This window comes from Chryseobacterium joostei (genome assembly GCF_003815775.1).
Lineage (GTDB): Bacteria > Bacteroidota > Bacteroidia > Flavobacteriales > Weeksellaceae > Chryseobacterium > Chryseobacterium joostei.
The window spans coordinates 3,287,846-3,311,428 of the sequence record NZ_CP033926.1 but is presented as its reverse complement, the minus strand read 5'-3'; the positions used below and the strand labels follow the sequence as shown (position 1 = coordinate 3,311,428).

The 23,583-nt window shown below is 37.0% G+C and carries 22 protein-coding genes; 8 read left to right on the top strand and 14 right to left on the bottom strand.

Annotation, left to right across the window (positions count from 1 at the left end):
* The first annotated feature begins 69 nt into the window (after positions 1–69).
* A complete protein-coding gene (locus tag EG359_RS15125; protein WP_076352983.1) occupies positions 70–543 on the top strand; it encodes a YdeI/OmpD-associated family protein in 474 nt (157 codons plus the stop codon).
* 17 nt (positions 544–560) lie between these two features.
* Here EG359_RS15125 and EG359_RS15120 read toward each other — a convergent pair whose 3' ends face one another.
* Positions 561–833: a hypothetical protein gene (locus EG359_RS15120; RefSeq protein ID WP_076352982.1), complete on the bottom strand. Its 273-nt coding sequence runs from the start codon at positions 831–833 to the stop codon at positions 561–563.
* A gap of 220 nt (positions 834–1,053) precedes the next feature.
* On the opposite strand from EG359_RS15120, the gene EG359_RS15115 reads away from it, so the two are divergent.
* Positions 1,054–2,277 (top strand): spondin domain-containing protein, encoded by a 1,224-nt coding sequence (locus tag EG359_RS15115; RefSeq protein ID WP_076352981.1) that lies wholly within the window; start codon positions 1,054–1,056, stop codon positions 2,275–2,277.
* An 81-nt stretch (positions 2,278–2,358) separates the two neighbouring features.
* On the opposite strand, the gene EG359_RS15110 is transcribed toward EG359_RS15115, so the two are convergent.
* The 11 genes from EG359_RS15110 to EG359_RS15060 form a co-directional block, all read right to left on the bottom strand.
* Positions 2,359–3,894 (bottom strand): YifB family Mg chelatase-like AAA ATPase, encoded by a 1,536-nt coding sequence (locus tag EG359_RS15110; RefSeq protein WP_076352980.1) that lies wholly within the window; start codon positions 3,892–3,894, stop codon positions 2,359–2,361.
* Between the two features lie 166 nt (positions 3,895–4,060).
* The gene (locus EG359_RS15105; RefSeq protein ID WP_076352979.1) at positions 4,061–5,890 is read right to left on the bottom strand and encodes a hypothetical protein; all 1,830 of its coding nucleotides are present in this window, start codon (positions 5,888–5,890) and stop codon (positions 4,061–4,063) included.
* Positions 5,891–6,072: 182 nt separating this feature from the next.
* On the bottom strand, positions 6,073–7,032 hold the full coding sequence (locus tag EG359_RS15100) for a T9SS type A sorting domain-containing protein (RefSeq protein WP_076352978.1): 960 nt from the start codon (positions 7,030–7,032) through the stop codon (positions 6,073–6,075).
* A 47-nt stretch (positions 7,033–7,079) separates the two neighbouring features.
* Entirely contained in the window at positions 7,080–8,480 is a 1,401-nt protein-coding gene (locus EG359_RS15095) for an outer membrane beta-barrel protein (RefSeq protein ID WP_076352977.1), read from the bottom strand.
* A complete protein-coding gene (locus EG359_RS15090; RefSeq protein ID WP_076352976.1) occupies positions 8,473–9,039 on the bottom strand; it encodes an RNA polymerase sigma factor in 567 nt (188 codons plus the stop codon). Before EG359_RS15090 ends, EG359_RS15095 begins: the two co-directional genes overlap by 8 nt.
* Positions 9,040–9,133: 94 nt before the next feature.
* On the bottom strand, positions 9,134–9,709 hold the full coding sequence (locus EG359_RS15085) for a DUF4840 domain-containing protein (protein WP_076353411.1): 576 nt from the start codon (positions 9,707–9,709) through the stop codon (positions 9,134–9,136).
* Between the two features lie 264 nt (positions 9,710–9,973).
* Positions 9,974–11,389: an efflux transporter outer membrane subunit gene (locus tag EG359_RS15080; protein ID WP_076352975.1), complete on the bottom strand. Its 1,416-nt coding sequence runs from the start codon at positions 11,387–11,389 to the stop codon at positions 9,974–9,976.
* Positions 11,376–14,534, bottom strand: a complete 3,159-nt coding sequence (locus tag EG359_RS15075; protein WP_076352974.1) for an efflux RND transporter permease subunit — start codon at positions 14,532–14,534, stop codon at positions 11,376–11,378. The genes EG359_RS15080 and EG359_RS15075 overlap by 14 nt, the downstream gene beginning before the upstream one ends.
* Before the next feature lie 29 nt (positions 14,535–14,563).
* The gene (locus EG359_RS15070; protein ID WP_076352973.1) at positions 14,564–15,682 is read right to left on the bottom strand and encodes an efflux RND transporter periplasmic adaptor subunit; all 1,119 of its coding nucleotides are present in this window, start codon (positions 15,680–15,682) and stop codon (positions 14,564–14,566) included.
* A gap of 236 nt (positions 15,683–15,918) precedes the next feature.
* On the bottom strand, positions 15,919–16,683 hold the full coding sequence (locus EG359_RS15065) for a LytR/AlgR family response regulator transcription factor (protein WP_076352972.1): 765 nt from the start codon (positions 16,681–16,683) through the stop codon (positions 15,919–15,921).
* Positions 16,680–17,738, bottom strand: coding sequence for a sensor histidine kinase (locus EG359_RS15060; protein ID WP_228434977.1), 1,059 nt, complete (start codon positions 17,736–17,738; stop codon positions 16,680–16,682). Before EG359_RS15060 ends, EG359_RS15065 begins: the two co-directional genes overlap by 4 nt.
* Before the next feature lie 290 nt (positions 17,739–18,028).
* Between EG359_RS15060 and EG359_RS15055 the strand changes: the two genes are divergently transcribed.
* Together EG359_RS15055 and EG359_RS15050 are read left to right on the top strand one after the other, a co-directional pair.
* Entirely contained in the window at positions 18,029–18,853 is an 825-nt protein-coding gene (locus tag EG359_RS15055) for a universal stress protein (protein ID WP_076352970.1), read from the top strand.
* Positions 18,854–19,038: 185 nt separating this feature from the next.
* Positions 19,039–19,515: a hypothetical protein gene (locus EG359_RS15050; protein WP_076352969.1), complete on the top strand. Its 477-nt coding sequence runs from the start codon at positions 19,039–19,041 to the stop codon at positions 19,513–19,515.
* A gap of 46 nt (positions 19,516–19,561) precedes the next feature.
* Here EG359_RS15050 and EG359_RS15045 read toward each other — a convergent pair whose 3' ends face one another.
* Complete coding sequence (locus tag EG359_RS15045) at positions 19,562–20,431, bottom strand: ATP-grasp domain-containing protein (RefSeq protein ID WP_076352968.1); 870 nt, start codon at positions 20,429–20,431, stop codon at positions 19,562–19,564.
* Between the two features lie 193 nt (positions 20,432–20,624).
* Here EG359_RS15045 and EG359_RS15040 point away from each other — a divergent pair, with 193 nt between their 5' ends.
* From EG359_RS15040 to EG359_RS15025, 4 genes are read left to right on the top strand one after another with little or no spacing between them, the layout of a single operon-like run.
* Entirely contained in the window at positions 20,625–21,134 is a 510-nt protein-coding gene (locus EG359_RS15040) for a hypothetical protein (RefSeq protein WP_076352967.1), read from the top strand.
* Complete coding sequence (locus EG359_RS15035; protein ID WP_076352966.1) at positions 21,131–21,478, top strand: tRNA-binding protein; 348 nt, start codon at positions 21,131–21,133, stop codon at positions 21,476–21,478. The genes EG359_RS15040 and EG359_RS15035 overlap by 4 nt, the downstream gene beginning before the upstream one ends.
* Before the next feature lie 16 nt (positions 21,479–21,494).
* Positions 21,495–22,196, top strand: a complete 702-nt coding sequence (locus tag EG359_RS15030; RefSeq protein ID WP_076352965.1) for a 3'-5' exonuclease — start codon at positions 21,495–21,497, stop codon at positions 22,194–22,196.
* 3 nt (positions 22,197–22,199) lie between these two features.
* A complete protein-coding gene (locus tag EG359_RS15025; RefSeq protein WP_076352964.1) occupies positions 22,200–22,526 on the top strand; it encodes an SUF system Fe-S cluster assembly protein in 327 nt (108 codons plus the stop codon).
* 118 nt (positions 22,527–22,644) lie between these two features.
* Here the strand turns inward: EG359_RS15025 and EG359_RS15020 are convergent, their stop codons facing one another.
* The gene (locus EG359_RS15020) at positions 22,645–23,481 is read right to left on the bottom strand and encodes a sulfurtransferase (RefSeq protein ID WP_076352963.1); all 837 of its coding nucleotides are present in this window, start codon (positions 23,479–23,481) and stop codon (positions 22,645–22,647) included.
* Between the last annotated feature and the right edge of the window lie 102 nt (positions 23,482–23,583).

Here is a 23,583-nt window from a genome sequence, read left to right as displayed (position 1 = left end):
TTTGATATATTTTTGAAACCGTGAAATTTACTTTCACGGTTTTTTTATTTTTATAGCAAAATATTGATCATGAATTCACCTATAAAATTCACTGCTGTTATTAAGCAAAATGGAGAAATGAATGCTGCATTTGTAGAATTTCCTTTCTCTACGGAAGAACTATTTCATACAAAGGGACAAGTAAAGATTAAGGCTACATTTGACAATAAGATTGAATACCGTGGAAGTTTGGCCAAAATGAAGTCTGATTGCCACATTCTGGGACTAACGCAGGAAGTCAGAAAACAACTCGGAAAAACCTTTGGAGATGAGGTTTCCGTTTGTCTTATTGAAGATAAAGAAGAACGTGTGGTTGATATTGCCAATGATATAGCCCTTATTTTTAATGAAAATCCCCAAGCAAAAGAATTATTCGATAAAATGAGCTATACCCACAAAAAGGAGTATATCCGATGGATTGAGGAGGCGAAAAAAAACGAAACCAGGGAAGCCCGAAAAATTAAAATGATTCAAATGATTTTGGATGGAAAAAAGGGGATTTAATGCATTTTTATTCATCATCAGCCTAAAAGTTCAACTTCTAAGTGCTGCCCTCCACCACCATTTGTAACAGTTATGAATCCGTCGTAATGGGCTATTTTTACTCCAAGATCATTCATTACTTCTTTAAAATAACCTTTCTTTTCTACATCATTGGATTGCCAGAGGAACTTTGCCAGTTGCCCTGTCTTATTTTGAAAGACTAACGTACTTCCAAACCCGAATGGTTTAATATCTACTACTGCACTTTCATTAGCCACAAAATCCTTTGCTAATACAATAAAATCACTCATTTAATAATATTCCGATTATTGATTTAATAAAAAATGACCTATATCTTTTTTTATTCTGAAGCAAATATCTCTCGATACGACGACAAAACTCGACGTATTATTTACAAAATAAAATCTCCTTGAACAATCTGGTTTTCATTATTCTAAAAAGTATTTAATCTTTTTTGTCAGGATTTTTAAAAGCGTGCGACTATACTTTCAACTATAAAAAATTATTTTTATGAAAAAGACCTTTTTTAAAATGACAGTATGTGCAGCTGGAATTATGACAGCATTTACTCTTTCATCCTGCAGCGATTCGGATAATAACATGATGGACATGTCTACTCAAAGAACCATCAGTTTTGAAAATGTTGTTACTCCTAAAGATTTTGTAGAAAGCGGAAGTTTTCAGGGAACAGGAACGGCTCCCGTCATTATGCCGGGCCAATCTGTATCTATTAAATTCAGTGCAGGAAAAGCTCAATCTTTGATGTTTGCTACTATGTATGGACTTTCCAAAGATTGGTTCTTTGCCTCTCAGCAGCCGGGAATAAAGTTGTTTGATACCAATGGAAAAGCCATCACCGGAGATGTCTCTTCAAGCGTATTGCTATGGGATAACGGAACGAAAGATAATGTAACAGGACAAACCGAAAGCAAACCTATCACCCAGGTTCCTAATATCAATGCCTCACAGCTGATGAAACTTAACCTTAATTACAATGAGATAACGTCTGAGTTTACTTTAACCATTACCAATACTTCTGGCGGGACAGCAAATGAAACGCCTTTCTCTCCCGGTGTTTGGGCTGTTTCCAATTACAATGGCTCTCAACTGCTGAATAGCGCTCCGTTCTTTACTCCCAACTCTTTATCCAATCCTGAAATTACAGATATAGCCCAAATGGGAAATATTGATAAGATGAAAGTAAAGCTTAATACAAATACAGGGATTATGACAGGATTATCACCGGCTTTGGTCGTAATTTATCGCGGGGATAAAAATCCAATTTATGAATTAGGAAAAATAGATAATGGAATGGGGTTAAAAGAAATTGCACAGTTTGGAAATGTCAGTAAACTTCAAAGCAGCTTACAATCTTTCCCGGGTATTAAAGGAATTTACGTTGCCGGAAATGCTCCTGTTTCACCGGGCAGTAAGATCATGACTAATTTCAAGGCAGATCCAGGTGATAAGATTGCTTATGTTACCATGTTTGGTTTTTCCAATGATTGGTTTTATTCCAATGAGGTAAATATTGATGCTACTGTAAAGGGTGATCTTAGTTCTAAAACAGCTTTATTCGATTCCGGCACCGGAGTAGACCAATATCCCGGAGCAGGAAACCGTCAGGCTTTATTCGGAGGAACTCCACAAAGTGAAACGATGGTTATTTCAAAGGTTGGAACTCAATATCCTATTCCTGCTGTACAAAACGTGATTAAAGTGACAGTAAATTAAACTTGTAATAGAAATAAAAGAAACCAGACTAATTTTTGTCTGGTTTTTTTAGCTTCAAAGAATTGATAAGCATTATTTTTACTAAGCATTCCAAAACTCTCGGTCTAGGCTTCTGTATTGTATGGCTTCGGAAACGTGATGAGAAAGGATTTTGTCAGATTCTTCAAGATCCGCAATGGTGCGGGATACTTTTAAAATCCTATCATATGCTCTGGCAGAAAGATTCAGCTTTTCCATTGCCAGTTTTATAAGGCTGAAAGATGTTTCGTCCAAATCACAAAATGCTTCAATTTCTTTGGGCCCGATCTGGGCATTACTACTGATCGTAAGATTTTTATATCTCTCATTTTGAATTTCTCTTGCTTTTTGTACTCTTTCTCTTATATCCTTACTTTTTTCGCCTTTTCTCTTCTCGGAAAGCTGCTCAAATTCTACTTTCTGGACTTCAATATGAATGTCTATCCTATCCAGCAATGGTCCGGAAAGCTTATTCATGTAGCGCTGCATTTCGTAAACAGAAGATGTATTGTTAGGATCATCCGGAAAAAATCCACTGGGACTGGGATTCATGGAAGCCACAAGCATAAAATTTGCCGGATAATTTACCGTAAACCTTGCTCTTGAAATGGTGACTTCCCGATCCTCTAGGGGTTGTCTCATTACTTCCAGTACTGTTCGCTTAAATTCTGGCATTTCATCAAGAAATAATACCCCATTATGAGCAAGAGAAATTTCTCCCGGCTGAGGATAGCTTCCACCACCCACCAACGCCACGTCAGAAATTGTGTGATGAGGTGATCTATAGGGACGAACAGTCATTAATGATGCCTCCGTGCCTATTTTGCCTGCTACAGAATGTATTTTTGTGGTCTCTAAAGCCTCTTTCAGCGTCAATGGAGGTAAAATACTGGGAACCCTTTTGGCTAACATTGTTTTACCACTTCCCGGAGGACCAATCAAAATGATATTGTGTCCGCCGGCAGCAGCAACTTCCATTGCTCTTTTTGCTGTTTCCTGTCCTTTCACTTCAGAAAAATCAAATGGAAAATCGTTAATCTTTTCATGAAATTCTTTTCTTGTATCCAGAATAACTTTTTCAATGGGTTTTCCTTCATTAAAAAAATCGATGACCTCCTTAATATTTTCTGCACCATATATATCCAAATCATTAACAATGGCAGCCTCCCTTGCATTTTGTATGGGAAGAATAATTCCTTTAAATCCTTCTTCCCTGGCCTGTATGGCAATAGGCAAAACACCTTTTATAGGCTGCAAACTTCCGTCCAGAGAAAGTTCTCCCATAATAATGTAATTCTGAATTTCTTCAGCCAAGATTTGATCTGATGCCGCCAGAATACCAATCGCAATACTGAGGTCATAGGCAGATCCTTCTTTTCTAAGGTCAGCCGGAGCCATATTAATGGTGATTTTCTTTCCCGGGATTTTGTACCCCACATTTTTCAATGCAGCAGAAATCCGGTAACTGCTTTCTTTAATGGCATTATCGGGAAGCCCAACCAAGTGGTACCCTACTCCTCCGGTATCCACATTTACTTCAATAGTTATCGTCTGTGCAGCAACTCCATGAATGGCGCTGCCATAAATTTTGATCAGCATGGTGTGTTTTTGAGGTAAATGTAATTAATATTTCATTTTGAAAAACACTTATTTAAATTGATAATATTCTAAAAATCAAATTTATTAAAGAATAAACAAAAAAAATCTTCCGGAAATTAATCCGAAAGATCTATATACTATCTATGTGAAATTTTTCCTGTTATGGTTATGAAATTTCAATAAAACTTCCCCAGGTTGTTTGATTCATAGCTTGTCTTCTCCAAATTTTACCATGATTATTAGGAGATGGATATAAAGTCTGATACACATGAGGGTAGTAATTGTCCGCTATATTCTCACGAGACATTTTTACTATAGCAGTTGGGTCTCCCACAAAACCTGTTGGCATCGTTCCTGTCATCTGAGATTGACTTTCGCCATACATTACCTTGTTGGGAGTAATACTGTCGAGTGTAGGATTATTATTTCCATTAACGAAATAATACAAGTTTACAGGTGAAATATTGGGACCATAAACATTGTCTTTTACCATGCTGGTGATAAGCTTTTCAGGAGTTGCTGAAGAAGAAGTAACCAATGGAAATTGAACATTGATTGCTGAAGATATAAATTCATTTTCTACAATTTTTCCAATTCCATGGGGATCGTTAATCGTAAGAAATGTACCTGAGAAGTTAAAAAATTGATTCTCAATGAGATTTATATTTTTAGTAGTTCCAACAAATGCCAGTCCATCCGGATTTTTGAAATTATCAAAAGTGTTTTTCTCAAAAGTTATATTTTTACCTCCATCAGCACGTATTACCGTCATGGTTTCTGAAGTCACATTTTTGAAGAAATTGTTATAGAATAATACACCATATGCTTTTCTTAAATCTCCAACACCTTCTGTATTAAGGATTCTGTTATTCTTGAATATCACTCCATAGTTTGAAGTCTTCGTCATAAAAATATCATTCCCTATTACAGACAAAGGAGCTAGCACATCTTGAAAATCACAATTATCAATAATATATCCTAAATGAGAAATTTTTTCTACTGTCCCTTTATAATTTCTCAAAAATAAAGTAACCGCCCCGTTAGCCCCTCCAATCTTTCTAAAACTGCAGTTTGAAATCACTCCTCTTCTTGAAATCGTATTGTCTGTATCAGGTTCTATATCAACAGCTCCTATCATATCGGGTCTGCAAATATTTTCAAAATTGCAGAAATCAATACTGAATCCATCACAGTAGTATAAAGAGATTCCCTGTCTGTTATCATTATTTACCCCATCAAAATTACATTTGTAAAAATTAACATCTCTATTATAAGCATCTCTGATGATAACACCTTTCTCTTCTTCCTTTAGTCCTCTACAAACGGCTACTCCATCTCCCATAAAGCCCACAAAAGAACAATATTCAAAAGTCACATTAGAAACACCATGCATACAAACCAGATGAAGTAATTCATCAAAACCTTTTTCATTAACATTACCACTAAACTTAGCTCCTATAAACTTAATATTCTTAATGGAGTTGGAATCATCGGTCTGGTTAGAGACCTGAGCATCAAACACAAACATCCCATCTGCTGCTCTGTACCTTCCGTATGTCTTAAGTATACCATTTGGATCCTTTGGAGTAGGGTTAGGAAATTGAATTTGAGTACCCAAATGTTGAATAAACTCAGCGTCATATGCCAATATGGTAATATTTGAGTATTTTTTAGTTAAACAATCCACATGGCTCAATTTGTATTTTCCGGCAGGGACAAATAGAGTTCCACCACCAATATCAGCGATAAATTCCAATGCTTTATTAAAATAAATGGCTTCATCATTGATTCCATTTCCTAAAGCTCCAAACCATTTCACATTAATTTTCCCATCGTGAATTATCCTACGGTAGTATTTGTTATTGATTTTCTTATACATTTCACCGTTCTTCTCACACATAATATCTGTAATCAGATTACCATTATATGTTTCCGTTGTTTCTAAAAAAGAGGTCCATTCTCCTGTGAACGGATCATTTAATTCTATACAATTCATTTTTTAATATTTAATAATTAAGGTTTTATAAATATATTCCTGTGGCACGCCAAAAATTGACGTATTATCAATAACTTAAAAATGTATAGAGTGAAAAAGCTATTATCATCACAAAAAAAAACGGCACAAAATTATGTGCCGTTCAAACCATTATTAAAAACTAACGAAAAGATTATTTAATCCTATTTTTTTATAAATTTATTTCTATAGACTTCTCCATTTTTACTTTTGGAAACAATGATATAATTTCCCGGAACCAAATGACTTACATCAACAGGTTGCTTATATTGGTGATCATTTTTCTTCAGAACCAGTTTTCCGGACATATCTATGATCGTAATCTCCTTATATACCTCTGATTCTTTTCCAATATAAAGGAATTGTGCTGTGGGGTTTGGGTATATATTAAGTGCATTACTTTTCAGTTTGATTTCTCCTGTACCCAGATCTCCACAGAAAGGCCAATTACCAAAGTTCAGCTGTACAAATGAAAACGGATCTAACATTTGGCATTGATTAGGACAGTATTCTGTACAAGCATAGAAGCCATATTTCCCACTCTTTTCTGCCTTATAGGTATCTCCTATTGCACCAGGAATAACACATGGGTCTCCTGTAAACGGAGCAGATGTAGAGGGAACGCATTTAAACCAGGTATGGGTTCCGTACACTACAGGAAATACGTTTTCAAACGTTACCGAAGCTCCTTCACAGATATTAGCTTCTCCTGTATCTGTAATTTCATAAGTTCCGGGGATAAATGTAGAGATCATAGCCGGAAGGCCATACATATAGCCATCTGCCATCACTGCCGGACTTTCGGCTGCACAATCACCATCGGTAACTTTTACCTTGAAGTAAAACAGCTGATCTCCTCCATTAATGGTTAATTGTTGTGAGGTAGCTCCGGGAATGGCAACCCAGGGGTTATTATTGGGAGTCTGCCACGTCCATTCCTGCTTGTACCATTGGTAGGTACTAAAGGTTTGTGTAGAAAGCACCTCATCTTCTCCCTCGCAGAACAGAATCTTCTCTGAAAATATAGCACCAAGTCTGGGACTGGTAATGGTAGGATTACATTGCGCTTTTAGATTCAGAAAACTGAACAATAAAAACGTTAAAAAAATTAGTTTTGTTTTCATATGTTGACATTTAAGTTTGATGTCCTTGGTAAGGAGCTATTAGTGCTCTAATCAATCAATAATCTGATTCCAAATTTCACATTAAAATGCAAAGGTTTTTCCTTATAGATTGTATTGGGAGAATTGTCATCCTTAAAATGATATCCTATTCCCGGCTCTGCATAGATTCCCAATCGGTTGATGACTTTTAACTGAAGTCCCACAGCCGTATTCACCGAAAACTGAAGAGGCTTGTGATCAATACTTTCCTTAGAAGTCTCTTTTACTTCATCATCCACTACATAGGTGGTTGTAATGCTTCCCGCTACCTGTTTCTCCACCAAAGCACCTCCTGTTACATATCCTGTAAATTTTCCTTTCTGAATCACATTGTAATTGACCTGAACCGGAATTCCTATATAATGAACAGTCTGATTTCCTTTAATATAATTAGCATTAGTTCCTGAATGAAGCTCAGAAGCTAGTTTTGTGTAGTTCAGCCCCGTTCCTATGCCCCATCTTTTGCCCAAATTATAATAAAGTGATAATCCGAATGTTACAGGAACCTTATGCCGTATTCTTGCTTCTACAGGCTTACTCTGGTTGGCCAGTAATATTTCCGTCAAAGGATCATCCACATACTCGGAGGCACTCCACACTGCTTCAATATTCATGGGTTTTCCATCCATAGAGGCATATCCGGGGAACTGTTGTTCCGCAGAATTGGAAGAAGCATTGCCTGTAAGCATGCTCAGCATCCAGGATTTATCTTTATGAGATTTTAAAGCCTTATTTTTCTTATGATCAGCATATTTTTCTTCTATTTTTTCCCTTTTAAAAAGACCCTCATCTGTTTCCTTTTCATCAATCTGAGCCTTTATCGTTTCATTCGCCAAAGGCAAAGCTGATGAAGCTTTATTCTCCTGTCGGAAAGGTTCTACGCTATCAGTATTGTGTATAATTACCTGAGATTCTTCATTATTTACGGTCTCCTTTCTCCCTATATCTTCAGGATTTATCGTAGATATGCTTTTCTCTGAGCTTATTCCGTTAAAATTATTTTGAACAAGAGGATTACCCATGATAGGCTTTCCCTCAACATTATTATCTTCCTGATCTTCTGAATCTTTTAAAACTGAATTTCTATCGGCTCCCTTATTTAAATCGGGATGATTCTTTGAAAAAGTCTTGTTATTATCCTCTTGTGGCAATATCTTCACGATCATAAAAACCAAAGCCGCCGCCGCTGCAATCCCTCCAATACGATAAAACAAGGATTTATATCCTGCATTTTCACCTCCTTTTTCTTTTTCCACCTCATCATTGACTACCGGAGCAACACCAGCCATGATCTTGTTCTCTTCTTCTAAGAACAATTCATCCCTAATGTCATCCCACAACCCGTCCGGAACACCCTCTTCATGGTCTTCCATTCTGCTTCGCAGGGTATTGAGCCATTCGTTATTCATATTGTGCTTTTTTTGACATTTTAAACTCTTTTATTTTCTGAACAAGCAGCCCTTTTGCACGATGAAACTGTGAGGCAGAAGAGTTTTCTGCAATTCCCAACAACAATGCAATTTCCTTATGACTCTTTTGTTCAAATACATACAGATTAAAGACTGTTCGGTATCCATCCGGAAGTGACCGGATGATTTCCATAATATCAGCCTTTGGAATTTCCTCAAAATCTGGTTCCTCTTCATTGGGAAGGTCGGGAAGATCATCTACCTCAACAGTTGATTTAAAGTCTCCTTTCTGCTTGATGTACTTTAAGGATTCATTTACTGTAATCCGGGTTATCCAGGCTTTCAAAGAACCACCTCCTCTATATTCAAAAGATTCTATCGAGCGGAACATTTTGATAAAACTGTTTTGGAGGACATCATGCACATCCTCTCTTTCAGACACATATCGGGAACATACATAGGTCAGATTACCGGAAAAAGCTCCAAAAAGCTCTTTCCAGGCGGCTTCCTCCTTTTGCAGAAGGCGCTTTACCAAAATCTGTTCTTTACTTTCTTCCATGTACTGCTCCAGTATCCGATATATTGATTAAAATTTTAAAGCAAAAATAGATTGCATCTTATAAATGCAATCCATTTATAGTAGTAACTATTCATTACATCTTCACACAGAATGGAAAATTATAATTAATAGCTTCATAAGGGGCTAGTACTGTACCATCTACGGTAATCTTATCTGCTATCAGGGCAAATCTCAACGATCCGTCCAAACCTACATAAAATCCTTTCTGCTTTGCTACCAATATAACTTCTGTCTTTTTGGTCACTCCATCCACAGGGATAAGGATTTCCATTACCTTGGGCGCAAAAAGCAGTTCTACTGCATTAATGGAAGTATTTACCGAGGCTGTATATTTAAGATCATACTTCACTTTTCCCATTGCTTTTATTGCCACTTCTGCCTTTACCGGATCCTTTACTACTGTTTTCACAATTTCATCTACCGGAAACTCTGCAAAGGCAATGGTATCTTTTTTTACTTTAAAATCCTTTATTTTTTCTGTTTTTACATTTCCCTGTATGGTAATCAGTCTCCCTTTATAATTTCCTTTAACATCATCCAGCTTTACCGGCGGAATTTCCGGGCCGTCATTATTACATGAGTAGAAAGTGAAACCTGTGAATACAAGTAAAATGGCTATCAAAAATTGAGATACTGTAAATTTCTTCATTACATTATTTTTTTCATTAAACATTAATTATTTCGAGTACTCATTGATATAAACCCTCTTTTTCAAAAATCTTGCATGTGTTTTTTTAAAAAAAGCAGATTTTTTTATAACTATATGATTTAATGAGTGTAAAAAAATCACTCTCAAAGAAAATTTTTCAAACAAAAAGCAAAAATACTTCTCAATATTATATTTTAAAGTTTGATTTAATGAAAAAAGGAAGCTGCATGGTACAACTTCCTTTTATGATTCATTATTTAAATGTTATTCTGCCCCACCGCCAAGCGCCCTGTAAAGGTCAACCTCAGCATTTAATCTTTCAAGGGTAACATTAATGGCCTCCAGATCATTCTGAAGCTTATTGTTCTGGGCTGTGATGACTTCCAGATAGGTTGCCATTCCGCTTTTATACAGCTTTAGTGCATCATTGATGCCTTTATCTAAAATAGCCGTTCTCTGTTCTAAAAGCTGTAGTCTTTCTGATGAACCCTGAGACTTTGCCATGGCATCAGAAACTTCTCCAACAGCAGTCATTACTGATTGTTTAAAGTTAATTGCTGCTTTTTCCTGTTCAATTAAAGCCGTTTCATAAGCTGTTTTTAATTCTTTTTTCTGAAAAATAGGAGCGGCAAGATTTGCTGCAACTGCCTTGGTAATAGATCCCGGGATATCAAACCATGAACTAAATTTATTGGAATTCACACCAATCTGTGGGCTCAGGCTGATACTTGGGTACATCGCAGCTTTGGCCAATCCTGTTTTTGCATTCAGACTGATGACATTAAATTCTGCTACTTTTAGATCCGGTCTTCGGCTTAACAGCTGAGCGGGAAGACCCTGTAAAAGTTTATTTTCAGGAATCATCATTTTCAGATTTCCTTCTCTTTCAATTTTAGCTGGATATTCTCCACAAAGGATGCTCAGTGCATTTTCCTGAACGGAAATATTCTGCTTGGCCAACGGAATCAATAGTTCAGCAGTCTTTTTCTGCGCTTCAGACTGCTGCACAGCCAATGAATTAATCTGCCCTGCCTTAAACTGAAGATCCATCATTTTAAGGGTATTGTTGCTTAATTCAATATTCTGTTCTGCAATTTTCAACTGCTCATCTAAGCTTATCAGGCTATAATAAGCCTGTGCTACCTGAACAATAATCCTGCTTTTTACAGCATTTAGATTTTCCTTTTGGGCAAAATACTCTGCAGCAGCAGATTCTTTCTGCATCTTGGCTTTCCCCCAGATATCAATTTCCCATGAAAGTCTTAGGGCCGCACTAAAGTCATCCATATACTTGGTTCCTACAAACTGCTCATTCAGCGATCCGTTAAGGGTATTTGTGGATGCCCAGCTACGGTTGGCTCCAGCAGTGAAGTCCAAAGTAGGCATTAGGGATAACTTGGCCTGTTTGTAGACAAGATTCAGTTGTTCTATGTTTTTCAGGGCAACATTCACTTCGTTATTTCGTGTTAAGGCTTTATCTATTAAGCCAATCAACTTAGGATCCTTAAAGAAAGTCTTCCATGGAAGCACCATTGTATCTCCTGTTACCTGCACAGATTCTCTATAGGTTTCCGGCACCTGAAGATCTGTTCTTGTATAGGATTTCCCTACGGCGCAGGACACCAGTACTGATGCCATTGCGCCTGAAATAAGGAAATTCTTTATATTAAATATTTTCATTTGTCAATTGATTTTGGATTACGGGATACTTCTTTTTGGATGAAAATTTTTCATCCAGATATTGGAAGAACATATACAGTACAGGAATTACAAATACTCCCAGAACAACTCCGCTCAACATTCCTATTGCAGCACTTACACTGATGGATTTATTTCCTGAAGCCATTCCTCCGGTAGAGATCATCAATGGAATCATCCCTACAATAAAGGCCAGTGAGGTCATAATGATGGGGCGCAGCCTTGCCTTTGCTCCCTCCAATGCTGAATCTAGAATGGAAAGTCCTGATTTTCTTCTTTGGACAGCAAATTCTACAATAAGGATTGCATTCTTGGCCAGTAGACCAATAAGCATGATTAATCCTACCTGTACATAGATGTTATTATCCAGTCCTATCGCTTTTATTCCAAGGAAGGCTCCTACAATTCCTGTTGGGATGGAAAGCATTACTGCCAAAGGAAGAATATAACTTTCGTACTGGGCTGCAAGAAGCAGATAAACGAAAAGTAAACATAATCCCAGAATGACAACAGTCTGACTTCCTGCTGATTTCTCTTCCAAACTTAATCCTGTCCATTCATAACTGTAGTCGGATGGAAGTTTATTCAATGTAGGTTCAATTTTATCCATCAAGGCTCCATTACTGATTCCTGGTTTCGGTACCACGTTGATATTAAGAGAATTGTAAAGATTATATCGCTGAACGGATTCTGGACCATATACTTTTTTCAAAGTGATTAAGGTATTGGCGGGAACCATTTCGCCTTTATTATTCTTGACAAAAATATCATTGAACGCCTGCTCATCCATTCTGAAAACACCGTCAGCCTTTATATTTACTCTATAGAACTTTCCGAATCTTGAGAAGTTCTGAGACTGATCTCCTGAGAAATAGGTCTGTACTGTTCCCAATAAATTAGCAATGCTTACTCCTAACTGCTTCGCTTTATCTTCATTTACTTCAAGCTCCAACTGAGGATAATCTGCCCTAAACATGGTATAGGCGTAGGCAACTTCCGGAACCTGCATTAACTGCCCAATTACATCATCTGCCTTTGCCTTAAGAACCTGTGGATCTCTACCCATACGATCCTGAAGAACAATCTCGGCATCATTTGTCACCCCATATCCTTCTACCGGCGGCATTCTGAAACTCATAACACTTCCTTCTTTGATTACAGACAACTTTCCATTAACGATATTCATGATTTCGTCAATATCCTGAACGCTACCCCTTTCCTTTTTAGGTTTTAATTTTACAAACCCCATGGCATAGGCTGGTCCCGCACTGTTACTCAACAGGTTGAATCCTGTAATGGATGTATTTTCCTCAACAGCGTCTACTGTTTTTAAAATGGCATTGATCTTATTGGAAACCTCAGTCGTTTTTGTTAATCCCGTTCCTGGCGGCATACTTAATGAATAGATAAAGAATCCGTCATCTTCCATTGGAACAAAACTCTTGGTTGTACTTGTCATAAGCCATGCTGACAATCCTATAATCCCTGCTACCAAACCTGCTGCGATCCATTTGCGTCCAATTAAAAATCGTACTCCTTTTGCATAACGGTCTGTCATGTTACTAAATCCTGCGTTAAATGCAACGGCAAATCTTTGCCCGAAACCTTTTGGTTTTCCGCTTTCTTCTGCATGATGGTTTTTCAAAAATACAGCACATAAAGCCGGTGTTAAAGTAAGGGCATTCACTGCTGAAATAATAATGGCAATGGCTAATGTATAGGCAAACTGCTTATAAAATAATCCTGCCGAACCTGACATAAACCCGATAGGAATGAATACCGCAGACATTACCAGCGTAATTGAAATAACAGCTCCTGTAATTTCACTCATCGCCTTGTGGGTGGCATCTCGTCCTGAAAGGTCTGTTCCTTCCATATTACTGTGAACGGCTTCCACTACTACAATGGCATCATCGACGACAATCCCAATGGCCAGTACAAGGGCAAACAATGTCAATACATTGATGGTGAATCCTAATACCAAAAGGAAGAAGAATGTACCAATAATGGCTACAGGCACTGCAATTGCAGGAATAATGGTAGATCTGAAATCCTGTAAAAAGATAAATACCACAATAAATACTAGGATAAATGCTTCTATCAGGGTAGATTTTACTTGTCCTGTTGCTTCATCCAGTCTTTCCTTGGTGCTCATTACCTTGGTGTATTTTATCCCAGGAGGAAATGACTTCGATAATTGATCAATAGCTTTATTTACTCCGATTTCAATTTCATTGGCATTGGATCCTGTAGTCTGCATAATGGCCACCGTAACCGCATTTTTACCATTGGAAAGGTTATCTCCACTGTTATTGATGGATCCAAATTCTACACGGGCCACATCTTTAAGCCTGATTACATTGCTGCCATCATTTTTAACAACGATATTTTCGTATTGTTCCGGTTTATTCTTTTTCCCTTTATATCTGATAACATATTCCAAAGCGGCATCAGATTCTTCACCCAATTTACCGGGAGCAGATTCTAAACTGTGATCTGCAATAGCATTGGAAACATCTGACGGTTCAAGCCCATAAGAGGACATCTTCTGTGGATTAAGCCAAATTCTCATGGAATAATCCTTAACTCCGAAAATCTGTGCCTGTCCTACTCCTTTTACCCTTTTGATCTGCGGGATAAGGTTGATATTGGCATAGTTCTGAAGAAAGGTTTCGTCATACAGTTTATTGTCTTCAGTATAAATATTGAAAATCAATACCATACTGTTCTGCTGCTTGGAGGTTGTTAATCCCATCCTTACCACCTCCTGAGGCAGTATCGGAGTGGCCTGCTGTACTCTGTTCTGAACATTGACTGCTGCCTGATCGGCATTGACTCCTTGCTTGAATATAACAGAGATTGTAAATGTTCCATCATTACTTGCTGTGGATTTCATGTAGCTCATGTCTTCCACTCCATTAATTTGTTCTTCTAACGGAGTTACCACGGAACGAATGACCGTTTCACTGTTTCCTCCCGGATAAGAACCGGAAACCGTAATAGTGGGTGGAGAAATATCCGGAAATCTGGTAACTGCCAGCTGGTTCAGTCCTATGATCCCCAAAATGACAATAATAAGGGATATTACTGTCGCCAGTACCGGACGATCTATTATCTTTTTTAACATTTTCGAATTTTCTAAGAATGATTATAAAATTATTTTGAAGGAATCACTTTAGCTGCAACCGGAGCCCCATCTGTAAGGGCATCTATCCTATTGATTGCAATTTTATCTCCTGCATTCACTCCATTTTTTACAAAGTAATCCTGAGATGTGCTTCCTGATACTTCAATCTGAGTCATCTTCACTTTATCTTTACCTTCAAGTTTATAGACAAAGAATTTATCCTGAATATCCTTTACCGAAGTCTTTGGAAGCCTGACAACCCCATCCAATGCATTGTGAAGCATCACTCTGGCGGTTCCTCCTGATCTTAGCAACTTATCAGGATTTTGGAAAACTGCTTTCATCTGAATACTTCCTGTATTTTTATCAAAGTTTCCACTGGCATTTTCCAGCTTTCCTTTGAATGAGTAGGTGGATCCGTCTGCTAAAACAAGTTCTACGTTGTCTACACTTCCACCTGAAGCTGCAGCTCTGCTATGGGCAATAAAGTCTGCTTCGTTCATTGAGAAGTAAACATTTACACTACTGATGTTTGAAAGCGTTGTTAATGGAGACGGGTCAGACGGACTGATGAGGTTTCCTACCCTGTTCGGGATTCTTCCTATGTATCCGCTCACCGGTGCCTTGATATAGGTAAAGTTCGCATTGATCTTTGAGGAACCCAATGAAGACTGTGCTTGTGCCACTTGTGCTGATGCGGCCTTAAGACTTGCCTGTGCTGTCTTCAGCTGCATATCGGAAACAACTTTTCCTTCTACCAATGGTCTTAATTTTTCAACTTCTAGTCTTGCTGTTTCCTGAGAAGCTAATGCGGCTTTTAATGCAGCTTCATTGGTATTAACCTGCTCATTATATACGGATGGGTTAATCCTAAATAAGGTTTGCCCCTTGCTCACGTATTGTCCCTCTTTTATATATACAGCTTCCAGGTATCCTGTTACCTGAGCCTTAATGTCTACATTATCCTGTCCCTCTATACTTCCCGGGTATCCCGTAGAAACATCTGCATTTCCGGATTTCACCTGGATAAAGTCGGTAGGAAGTGCCGGCTGCTGTTGGGCATTTTCCTGACCGTTCCCAGAACCACAGGAGTACAGTATTACTGCTGCTGTAAGTGAAAGTGCCAGATATCCTTTTCTGTAATTCATAACATTTGATTTTAAATTTTACAACAGCAAAATAAATTCATATAATAGGGATATTCATCTAAAAATCTGGTGAAACGTAATTAATCGCAGGTGAAGCGTATGATACCAAAAATGAAAGGAAAGGGAGCTTTTCACTCTATTCAGAACCATTAAATAGCGCTTTTTGCTTACGTATGGAAAAGATAAAAGCTGCCTTAATAAGACAGCTTTTTATATAATGTATGTTTATTTTCTAACTAATAATCCATCCAGGATTTGAATATGGATGCTTTTTCTCTGCTTACGATAACTTCCATTTCCGGTTGTTTTCTGAGTTCCAGTTTAAGCTTACCATTAAAGTGATTGAAGATCTGTTTTACAGAATCTATATGGATTATAAATTGTCTGTTTGCCCTGAAAAAGAATTTCGGATCCAGTTGTTTTTCAAGCTCTTCCAATGTTTGCGGAATATTCTCTACAATACCTGTATTTAGCATTGCCTTACTCATTCCCAGTTCTGTATAAAAGTATAAAATGTCTTCTGCTAAAACCGTTTTATAGCCATCACGGTGTGTAATGAGAAAACGTTTTCTATAATCTTTCGGCTGGATATAATTGAGTAAGCCCTCTATTGCTGAGCCTACTACGGGAACAGATTCCATAAAGGTTTCGTAGCGCTTGAGAGCGGCATCCAACTCTTCTTCATCTATAGGTTTTAAAAGATAATCGATGCTGTTATATTTAAAAGCCTGTACCGCATATTCATCATAGGCTGTTGTGAATATTACTGCACTTTTAATTTCATGTTTATTAAAGATCTCAAAACTTAACCCATCTGCCAGACGAACATCCATCATAATAACATCCGGCACCACATTGTTTTCCAACCAGTTTACCGTAGATGTAATTGAATCTTCTACGGACAATATTTCAATATGGGGTCTTAGCTTTAGCAATAGTCTTTTCAGCCTATCTGCATTGGGCCTTTCATCCTCGACTATTAAAATTTTATTAATCTTCATATCAATGGAAGTTTTACAATAAATTTATCTTCAGTTTTTTCTATTATCGGTTTTGTGTACCCCAGAATCTCATATCTTGTGATGATATTGGTAAGGCCAACTCCTGAGGAATCCGGCTTATTAATCAGTGGTAAAAACGTATTGGAAACAACCAGTTCGCCGATAGAATTTGTATATACATGAATCTCCAGTGGATTTGCCTTTGAGGTTTGGTTGTGCTTTATTGCATTTTCAACCAATAACTGTAGGGATAATGGAAGGGTGTACATAGATCTGTACTTATCCTGAATATCAATTTTAAATATTACTCCCTCACCAATTCTTTTTTCAATCAGGAAAATATAAGAATCCAAAAACTTTAGTTCCTCTTCTACGACAATGATGTCTTTTTTGGAATTCACCAGAAGATATCGATATACTCTTGCAAATTTTTCTGAATATTCATACCCCAATTGCTGGTCTTCCAAAATAAGTTCCGACAAAACACTGAGATTATTAAAGATAAAATGCGGGTCTATCTGTAGCTTAAGTGCCTGAAGTTCTGCGGCCATTGCTGCCTGCTTATGCTTGGAAGCCCTTACTTTATGCTGGGCAGCTTCTACGGCTGTTTTTTTCCAGTTTTGAAGTAAATAATCCACCGTGTTAAATCCACTGATGATAAGGGATATCACAATATTGGTGGCTACCCATTGCCCTAATAATGTATATTCTTTTCTGGAATCCATTTCCGGCAAGTTGTCTGAGGTACAATCTACAATAGCATTAATGATCATAACGATCAGGACACTTCCTACAATCTGAAGAAACCCCTGGATTAGTAATCGCTTTATCGTACGATCTTTCCAAGGAAGTAACTTATTAAGGGTCAAATCTATGAATATACTAACCTCTGAGATGATTACCGAAAAAAGAAGTACCCAAAGGGCATCTTCAATTACCATTTGCAACGGAGTCTCTAAGTATCCTTGCCAAACGGGATCAAAGGGGTCAATCAGATAAGAAAAGCCACAAAAAGCAATGACAGCTACAGCCCAGATCACCAGCCTCCTTTTCATTGCAGAAAGTATTTTTTTACTCCGTACTATATTTTTTCTAATGGTCGAAACCCTACTCATATCCGAGACTTTGTGAGTGTAAATATAGAAATAGATTTTAGAAAGGAATGGCCTATTTTGAACGAGACCGCCAAAACGCGACCTGAAACATACAATAGAAAGGTTCAAATGGAAGCCAACGTTTCATCACCAGAAAAATACATTTCATCATCACTTTATGCAATGTCACCATATTTTTAATGAGATAGAAAGGCATCCCGCCTTAGTTTTGCAGTATCAAATCCGGTACAATGAAAACTATAATTGTCTGCACAGATTTTTTTCAGGAAGCTGAAAATGCCACTCATTATGCGGCCTCCATAGCTAAGGAGAACCAATATAAGGTCGTTCTGTTCAACTTACAGAGCATTTCCATTCATGCTTTGAATGCCCAGGTTTCTACTGATTTTTTTTATGAACAAACCCTTAAAAATCAAATAAAACTTGCTGATAAGGCAAAAACAATCAGTACATTATACAATATAGAAACAGAATATTATCTGGCCTCAGGAAACTTTATTGAAGAGCTTAATAATTGTATACAAACCACCAAGGGCGATTTCATTGTTATGGGAATGGCAGAAAAAACGCTTGAGCAAAGGCTATTGGGAAATACAGTAACGAAAGCCATCCACAGGATAAAAACCCCTATATTGATTGTTCCCGGGCATATAGAATATACAGGCATCCGAAAAATTCTTTTTGCTTATGATAACCACAAGTCCATGACCTGGTCTGCCATGAATGATATTTATTATTTCATCAGTGAATTCAGTTCCGAGATAGAGGTATTCAATGTAAGCGAAAGTCTGGAGGATTTTACAGAAGTCATTGAAGACATCGACTTAAATTCGGGATACAACATGGACGATATTAAGTACAGTTTTAAAATGACCCAGTCTATGGAAATCATCAAAGCCATCGAAGAAGAAGTTAAGCTTACCAATGCTGATCTGCTTACCATGATCCCTTACAGATACAACCTTGTGGAGTCTCTTTTTCACCGAAGCAAAACCGCCATCATGGCGTACAAAAATAAAGTGCCTTTATTATCAATTCCTTTAAACATAGATTAAGAATCAATAAAAATCTGTACACTTTTGAATTATCCTTTTTGCCTTTAAAGGCTAAATTTTACACTTAATCTTGTTTAATAGGACCGAAATAGATTTTCGGTCCTATTTTTATTTTAATTTCATATTATTGCTAACGGAGCAAAGAGGCTTCTATGAATATATTTTAATTAACAACAATAACCATTATGTCCCATCTTTTTCTTTCTCATAGATATCTTATTATTTTCGTTTTATTTATTGGATGCTCATTATCAGCCCAAAATTTTAAATTACAGAAAGATATCAGCAAGCAATGTATGCAAAAGATGAGGCTGGTTTCAGATAAAATTGTTTTAGCTAAGAACAATTTTGAAATGTATATTCCATCCGAAATAATCATAGATCCGCTTCAATCCACCATCATTACCAATGTTCAGAAACCGAATAAACAAGAAAAGACAATAACCAACTTTATCATTAAGGAAATTAAATGTAAGATGAATGAAGATATTACTTCAGGAACTATAACCTATATGGTAAAAAATAATAATCCAAAATCAGTTTATCCCCAAAACGGTTTTATCTTAAAAGCAACAAGTGAGGGATTGACTTTTTTAAGCAGTACCGATCCAGCAGATGATACACCTGTGATGCCTATAATGAAATTTGAAATTATGAAGTAGTTCTTCAATAGAAAAACACTTCAAACGGAAATTGGCAAGTCTTTTTTTAAGAAACCAGTTCCATTAATGCTTCATAATAGTTTTCCAATAGGTGATGATCTTCATTCAAAAATAAATAGGGTTCTATCAGCTCTAATTCCATTAAATAAAATGAATTATTAATTAAAACACCATCCACTCTTGCATAAAGTGTTGATTGTGGCAGGCTTTTTAAATAAGCTCCTGCCTGTTCTACATGCAGCGGCTCTGGGGCTGGATAGCTAATGCTTCCGCCATGATAGTGCTGCACTCTGAAATCACCTTCTTTAGGAGTTTTTAAAGAACAGTGGCTATATTTTCCATTGAAAAACAGGAACGACCATTCTCCATTTTTAATTTCCTCCACAAATGGTTGTACCATATAATCCTGCTCTTTCAGAAGCTGTTCAATTTCTGTGGATCGCTCATTAAAATTATCCTTACTGACTGTGATCGTATTTTGTGCCCCTGCACTTACGCAAGGTTTTACCACCAATTTATCGGTTTTAAAAAGATCAAAAAAATGATTATCAAAAGATGAATCTTTGTCCAGATATTCTGCCGGAATTACAGGAAGCCCCTTTTCAGAAATATCCTTGAGATAATGTTTATCACTGTTCCACGTAATAATTTCTACGGGGTTTAAAACTTTAACACCCAGATCCTCAACACGTTCCAGCCAGTCCAAAAACTCTTCTAAATGGTTATGGTAGTCCCACGGAGATTTAATAATTGCCACATCAAAACTGCTCCAGTTTACATTTTCATCATTCCAGATTGTGGGAACAACGTCCAACCCTTTGCCTTTTAAAAAATTAATGAGTTCTGTATCTTCATCATTCGCCACTCCCTGAGAAAGTCTCGCTTCTTTTTTATAACCTACTATTGTGATTTTCATGCGTCTATTATTATATATTTATCTTAAGTAAATTTCGGAAGATAACATGAATAAGCACAGACACAGATTTTTTTAATTGGACGGATACAATTGTAGGATTTAAAAATTATTTAATCATTCTCTATTTGTCACCTCTATAAACATTACTAATATTCTCAATATTTTAATACATTTGTTATAAAACATATTCCCAATGAATTTCGAGCAAATCCATCTACACCTTGATGCCTACAAGGAACATAACCAGATTTTGGATGCCGCAAAGTATCTGATTCACTCCTTTAATCTGGAACATGAAAATTTTGCGGGTTTTGGATTCAGGGAAGAGCTTTCTCCCACCTCAATGCTTCTTACAGCAGAGGGAGAATTGGGCGGGCCACAAACCGTAATGATTCCCAGAAATTTATTTGATTTTGACCTGAATCTTGTCCTGAATATGGTAGCCCACGAAATGCTTCACGTAAGACAAAAGGCTCCCGGACAGGTGATCGAAGACAAAAATGAAAGAGAGTTTCAGGCCTATTACGAGATGCTTTTTCATAAGGTTTTCCCAAAGGTCCCTGAGGTTTCAGATTTTCATAAAAAATTCTTTGGAAACAAGGCTTTGGAATATTATAAAAGAATGGGTGAAAACTCAGTCTTACAACAAAAATATGAAGAACAGAAAACAGAAGTAGAACATTTAATTAACGCATTACCATGACCACAAAACCAGACATCACTTGGGCAGATTTTGAAAAAATAGACATCAGATGTGGAACCATCCTTTCAGTAAATGATTTTGAAAAGGCAAGAAACCCGTCTTATCAGCTGGAAATAGACTTTGGAGATCTGGGAATCAGAAAATCCGCAGCTCAGATCACTTCTCTTTATGAAAAAGAAGAACTGGTGGGAAAACAAATTTTAGCAGTTGTCAATTTCCCTAAAAAACAGATTGCCAACTTTTTTAGTGAATGCTTGGTCTTAGGATTATATGGAGAAGACAAAAAAGATGTCACCCTTTTAAGTCCCTCATTGCCCACAAAAAACGGAATGCAGGTAGGATAGCAAATAAAAAACACACATGATACAGAACATACCATTAGAAAGAATCTTATTCCTTGATATAGAGACCGTTCCACAGGCTGGATCCTGGGACGAATTATCAGAAACCGAGCAGTATCTCTGGGACAAAAAAACAAAATTCCAGAGAAAGGAAGATATTTCTGCAGAAGAATTCTATGACAGGGCCGGAATTATGGCGGAATTTGGAAAAATCATCTGCATCACCATCGGAATGCTTGAAAAGAATGAAACTCTTAAAATTAAAAGCTTCTCAGGACATGATGAAAAAAAGATGCTTCAGGAATTTGGAGAAGTCTTCAACAGCCCGAGGCTTCATAATGTAATTCTCTGTGCGCACAATGGAAAAGAATTTGACTTCCCATGGATTGCCAGAAGATACCTCATCAATGGAATGCAGCCTCCCGCACCGTTCCAAATGTTTGGAAAAAAACCTTGGGAGGTTCCTCATATAGATACCATGGAACTGTGGAAGTTTGGGGATTATAAAAGTTTTGTATCATTAGAATTATTGGCTCATGTCTTTGGTATTCCTACTCCAAAGGATGATATCGACGGCTCAATGGTTTCATCAATTTACTACATAGAAAAAGACTTGCAGCGAATTGTTGACTATTGTGAAAAAGATGTCTTAACTTTGGCAAATATTTTCCGACGTATGCGTCAGGAAGATTTGTTGAAAAGGAATATCAATCTAGATTAAAAAATGAAATTTACAGACGATCAAATTGCTGACATTGGTGAGGAAATCATCAGCGTGCTAAAAACCGTATATGACCCCGAAATTCCGGTAGATATTTACGAATTAGGGCTTATTTATGATGTACAGATCTCCGATGATGCTGACGTAAAAATTATAATGACACTTACTACTCCTAACTGCCCCGTGGCAGAGACTCTTCCTCAGGAAGTAAAGGACAAGGTAGCAGAAGTAGAGAATGTAAAGAGTGTTGATTTAGAACTTACTTTTGAACCGAGCTGGAATAAGGACATGATGAGTGAAGAAGCTAAGTTTGAACTAGGAATGCTATAAAATTTCGGTATTTTCTAAAAAGAAAAATACTATTGTTCAATAGTATACTCAAATAAAAAGGATGTCAGGTTATGACATCCTTTTTTGTATCATTAAAACCAAGAACTTAGGGTTTATTTTAAATTTCTTTTGCTATTTCTTTTCCCTCTCTCCTGCTCCATTCGCTCCATGAGCCTACATATAGTTTCGGTATTGGAAATCCTGCATAATCCATTGCTAAAATAGTATGACATGCCGTAACTCCGGATCCACAATGAATAATCAGATTTTCAGGATTATTCTTCAGTAATTCGTGATATTTTTCTTTTAAAATTTCAGGGCTTAAGAACAATCCATTTTCATCAAGATTTTCAGAAAAAGGAATATTGATAGCTCCCGGAATATGCCCTGCAACCAAATCAATAGGCTCAGATTCTCCTCTGTATCTATAGGCATCCCTTACATCAATAACTGTAGAGGAATTACTTTTCAATTGACTTTCAACCTCTTCAAGGCTTGAAATTGGAAATATCCAATCCTCTTTTTTAATCAATGGAGCTTTTTCAAATATTTCTTCTCCTGATGAAAATTCTATGCTTTCCTTTTCGGCAGACTGTATTCCTCCACTAAGAACCTGTACGTTTTCCAACCCAAAGGATCTTAGCATCCACCAGGCTCTTGCAGCTGCATTAGAACCGTTTTTATCATCATAAATAACAATGTGGGAACTTTCAGCTATTCCAAGATTTGAAAGAGTTGTTGCAAATTTTTCAATACTTGGAAGCGGGTGTCTTCCTCCAAAAGCGGCATTTTCTCCTATCTCAGCCAGATCTTTATCCAGATCAATGAATCTTGCTCCTTTAATGTGCTTTTCCAGGTAGCTTTGCTTGATATCTTTTCCGACTCTTGCATCAATGATGATGAGGTTTTCTGAAAAATTTTTCTTTAACTCGGATGATGAAATTATTGGAGACATTGTATTAATTTTTGGTTTGATTTTAATTAAATTTTGGCTAAAGCCATGTGTATATTAATATAGTAAAGCGGGCTAAAGCCCGCTCCTATTGATTTTTTTATT

What these genes read in the sequence shown, in the direction of transcription:
- EG359_RS15125 (WP_076352983.1), top strand. Translation starts at nt 70, where the DNA reads ATGAATTCACCTATAAAATTCACTGCTGTTATTAAGCAAAATGGAGAA.
- EG359_RS15055 (WP_076352970.1), top strand. Translation starts at nt 18,029, where the DNA reads ATGAAAACTATAATTGTCTGCACAGATTTTTTTCAGGAAGCTGAAAAT.
- EG359_RS15080 (WP_076352975.1), bottom strand. Translation starts at nt 11,389, where the DNA reads ATGAAAATATTTAATATAAAGAATTTCCTTATTTCAGGCGCAATGGCA.
- EG359_RS15065 (WP_076352972.1), bottom strand. Translation starts at nt 16,683, where the DNA reads ATGAAGATTAATAAAATTTTAATAGTCGAGGATGAAAGGCCCAATGCA.
- EG359_RS15105 (WP_076352979.1), bottom strand. Translation starts at nt 5,890, where the DNA reads ATGAATTGTATAGAATTAAATGATCCGTTCACAGGAGAATGGACCTCT.
- EG359_RS15035 (WP_076352966.1), top strand. Translation starts at nt 21,131, where the DNA reads ATGACCACAAAACCAGACATCACTTGGGCAGATTTTGAAAAAATAGAC.
- EG359_RS15085 (WP_076353411.1), bottom strand. Translation starts at nt 9,709, where the DNA reads ATGAAGAAATTTACAGTATCTCAATTTTTGATAGCCATTTTACTTGTA.
- EG359_RS15025 (WP_076352964.1), top strand. Translation starts at nt 22,200, where the DNA reads ATGAAATTTACAGACGATCAAATTGCTGACATTGGTGAGGAAATCATC.
- EG359_RS15045 (WP_076352968.1), bottom strand. Translation starts at nt 20,431, where the DNA reads ATGAAAATCACAATAGTAGGTTATAAAAAAGAAGCGAGACTTTCTCAG.
- EG359_RS15090 (WP_076352976.1), bottom strand. Translation starts at nt 9,039, where the DNA reads ATGGAAGAAAGTAAAGAACAGATTTTGGTAAAGCGCCTTCTGCAAAAG.
- EG359_RS15120 (WP_076352982.1), bottom strand. Translation starts at nt 833, where the DNA reads ATGAGTGATTTTATTGTATTAGCAAAGGATTTTGTGGCTAATGAAAGT.
- EG359_RS15100 (WP_076352978.1), bottom strand. Translation starts at nt 7,032, where the DNA reads ATGAAAACAAAACTAATTTTTTTAACGTTTTTATTGTTCAGTTTTCTG.
- EG359_RS15075 (WP_076352974.1), bottom strand. Translation starts at nt 14,534, where the DNA reads ATGTTAAAAAAGATAATAGATCGTCCGGTACTGGCGACAGTAATATCC.
- EG359_RS15095 (WP_076352977.1), bottom strand. Translation starts at nt 8,480, where the DNA reads ATGAATAACGAATGGCTCAATACCCTGCGAAGCAGAATGGAAGACCAT.
- EG359_RS15070 (WP_076352973.1), bottom strand. Translation starts at nt 15,682, where the DNA reads ATGAATTACAGAAAAGGATATCTGGCACTTTCACTTACAGCAGCAGTA.
- EG359_RS15110 (WP_076352980.1), bottom strand. Translation starts at nt 3,894, where the DNA reads ATGCTGATCAAAATTTATGGCAGCGCCATTCATGGAGTTGCTGCACAG.
- EG359_RS15040 (WP_076352967.1), top strand. Translation starts at nt 20,625, where the DNA reads ATGAATTTCGAGCAAATCCATCTACACCTTGATGCCTACAAGGAACAT.
- EG359_RS15050 (WP_076352969.1), top strand. Translation starts at nt 19,039, where the DNA reads ATGTCCCATCTTTTTCTTTCTCATAGATATCTTATTATTTTCGTTTTA.
- EG359_RS15115 (WP_076352981.1), top strand. Translation starts at nt 1,054, where the DNA reads ATGAAAAAGACCTTTTTTAAAATGACAGTATGTGCAGCTGGAATTATG.
- EG359_RS15020 (WP_076352963.1), bottom strand. Translation starts at nt 23,481, where the DNA reads ATGTCTCCAATAATTTCATCATCCGAGTTAAAGAAAAATTTTTCAGAA.
- EG359_RS15060 (WP_228434977.1), bottom strand. Translation starts at nt 17,738, where the DNA reads ATGAAAAGGAGGCTGGTGATCTGGGCTGTAGCTGTCATTGCTTTTTGT.
- EG359_RS15030 (WP_076352965.1), top strand. Translation starts at nt 21,495, where the DNA reads ATGATACAGAACATACCATTAGAAAGAATCTTATTCCTTGATATAGAG.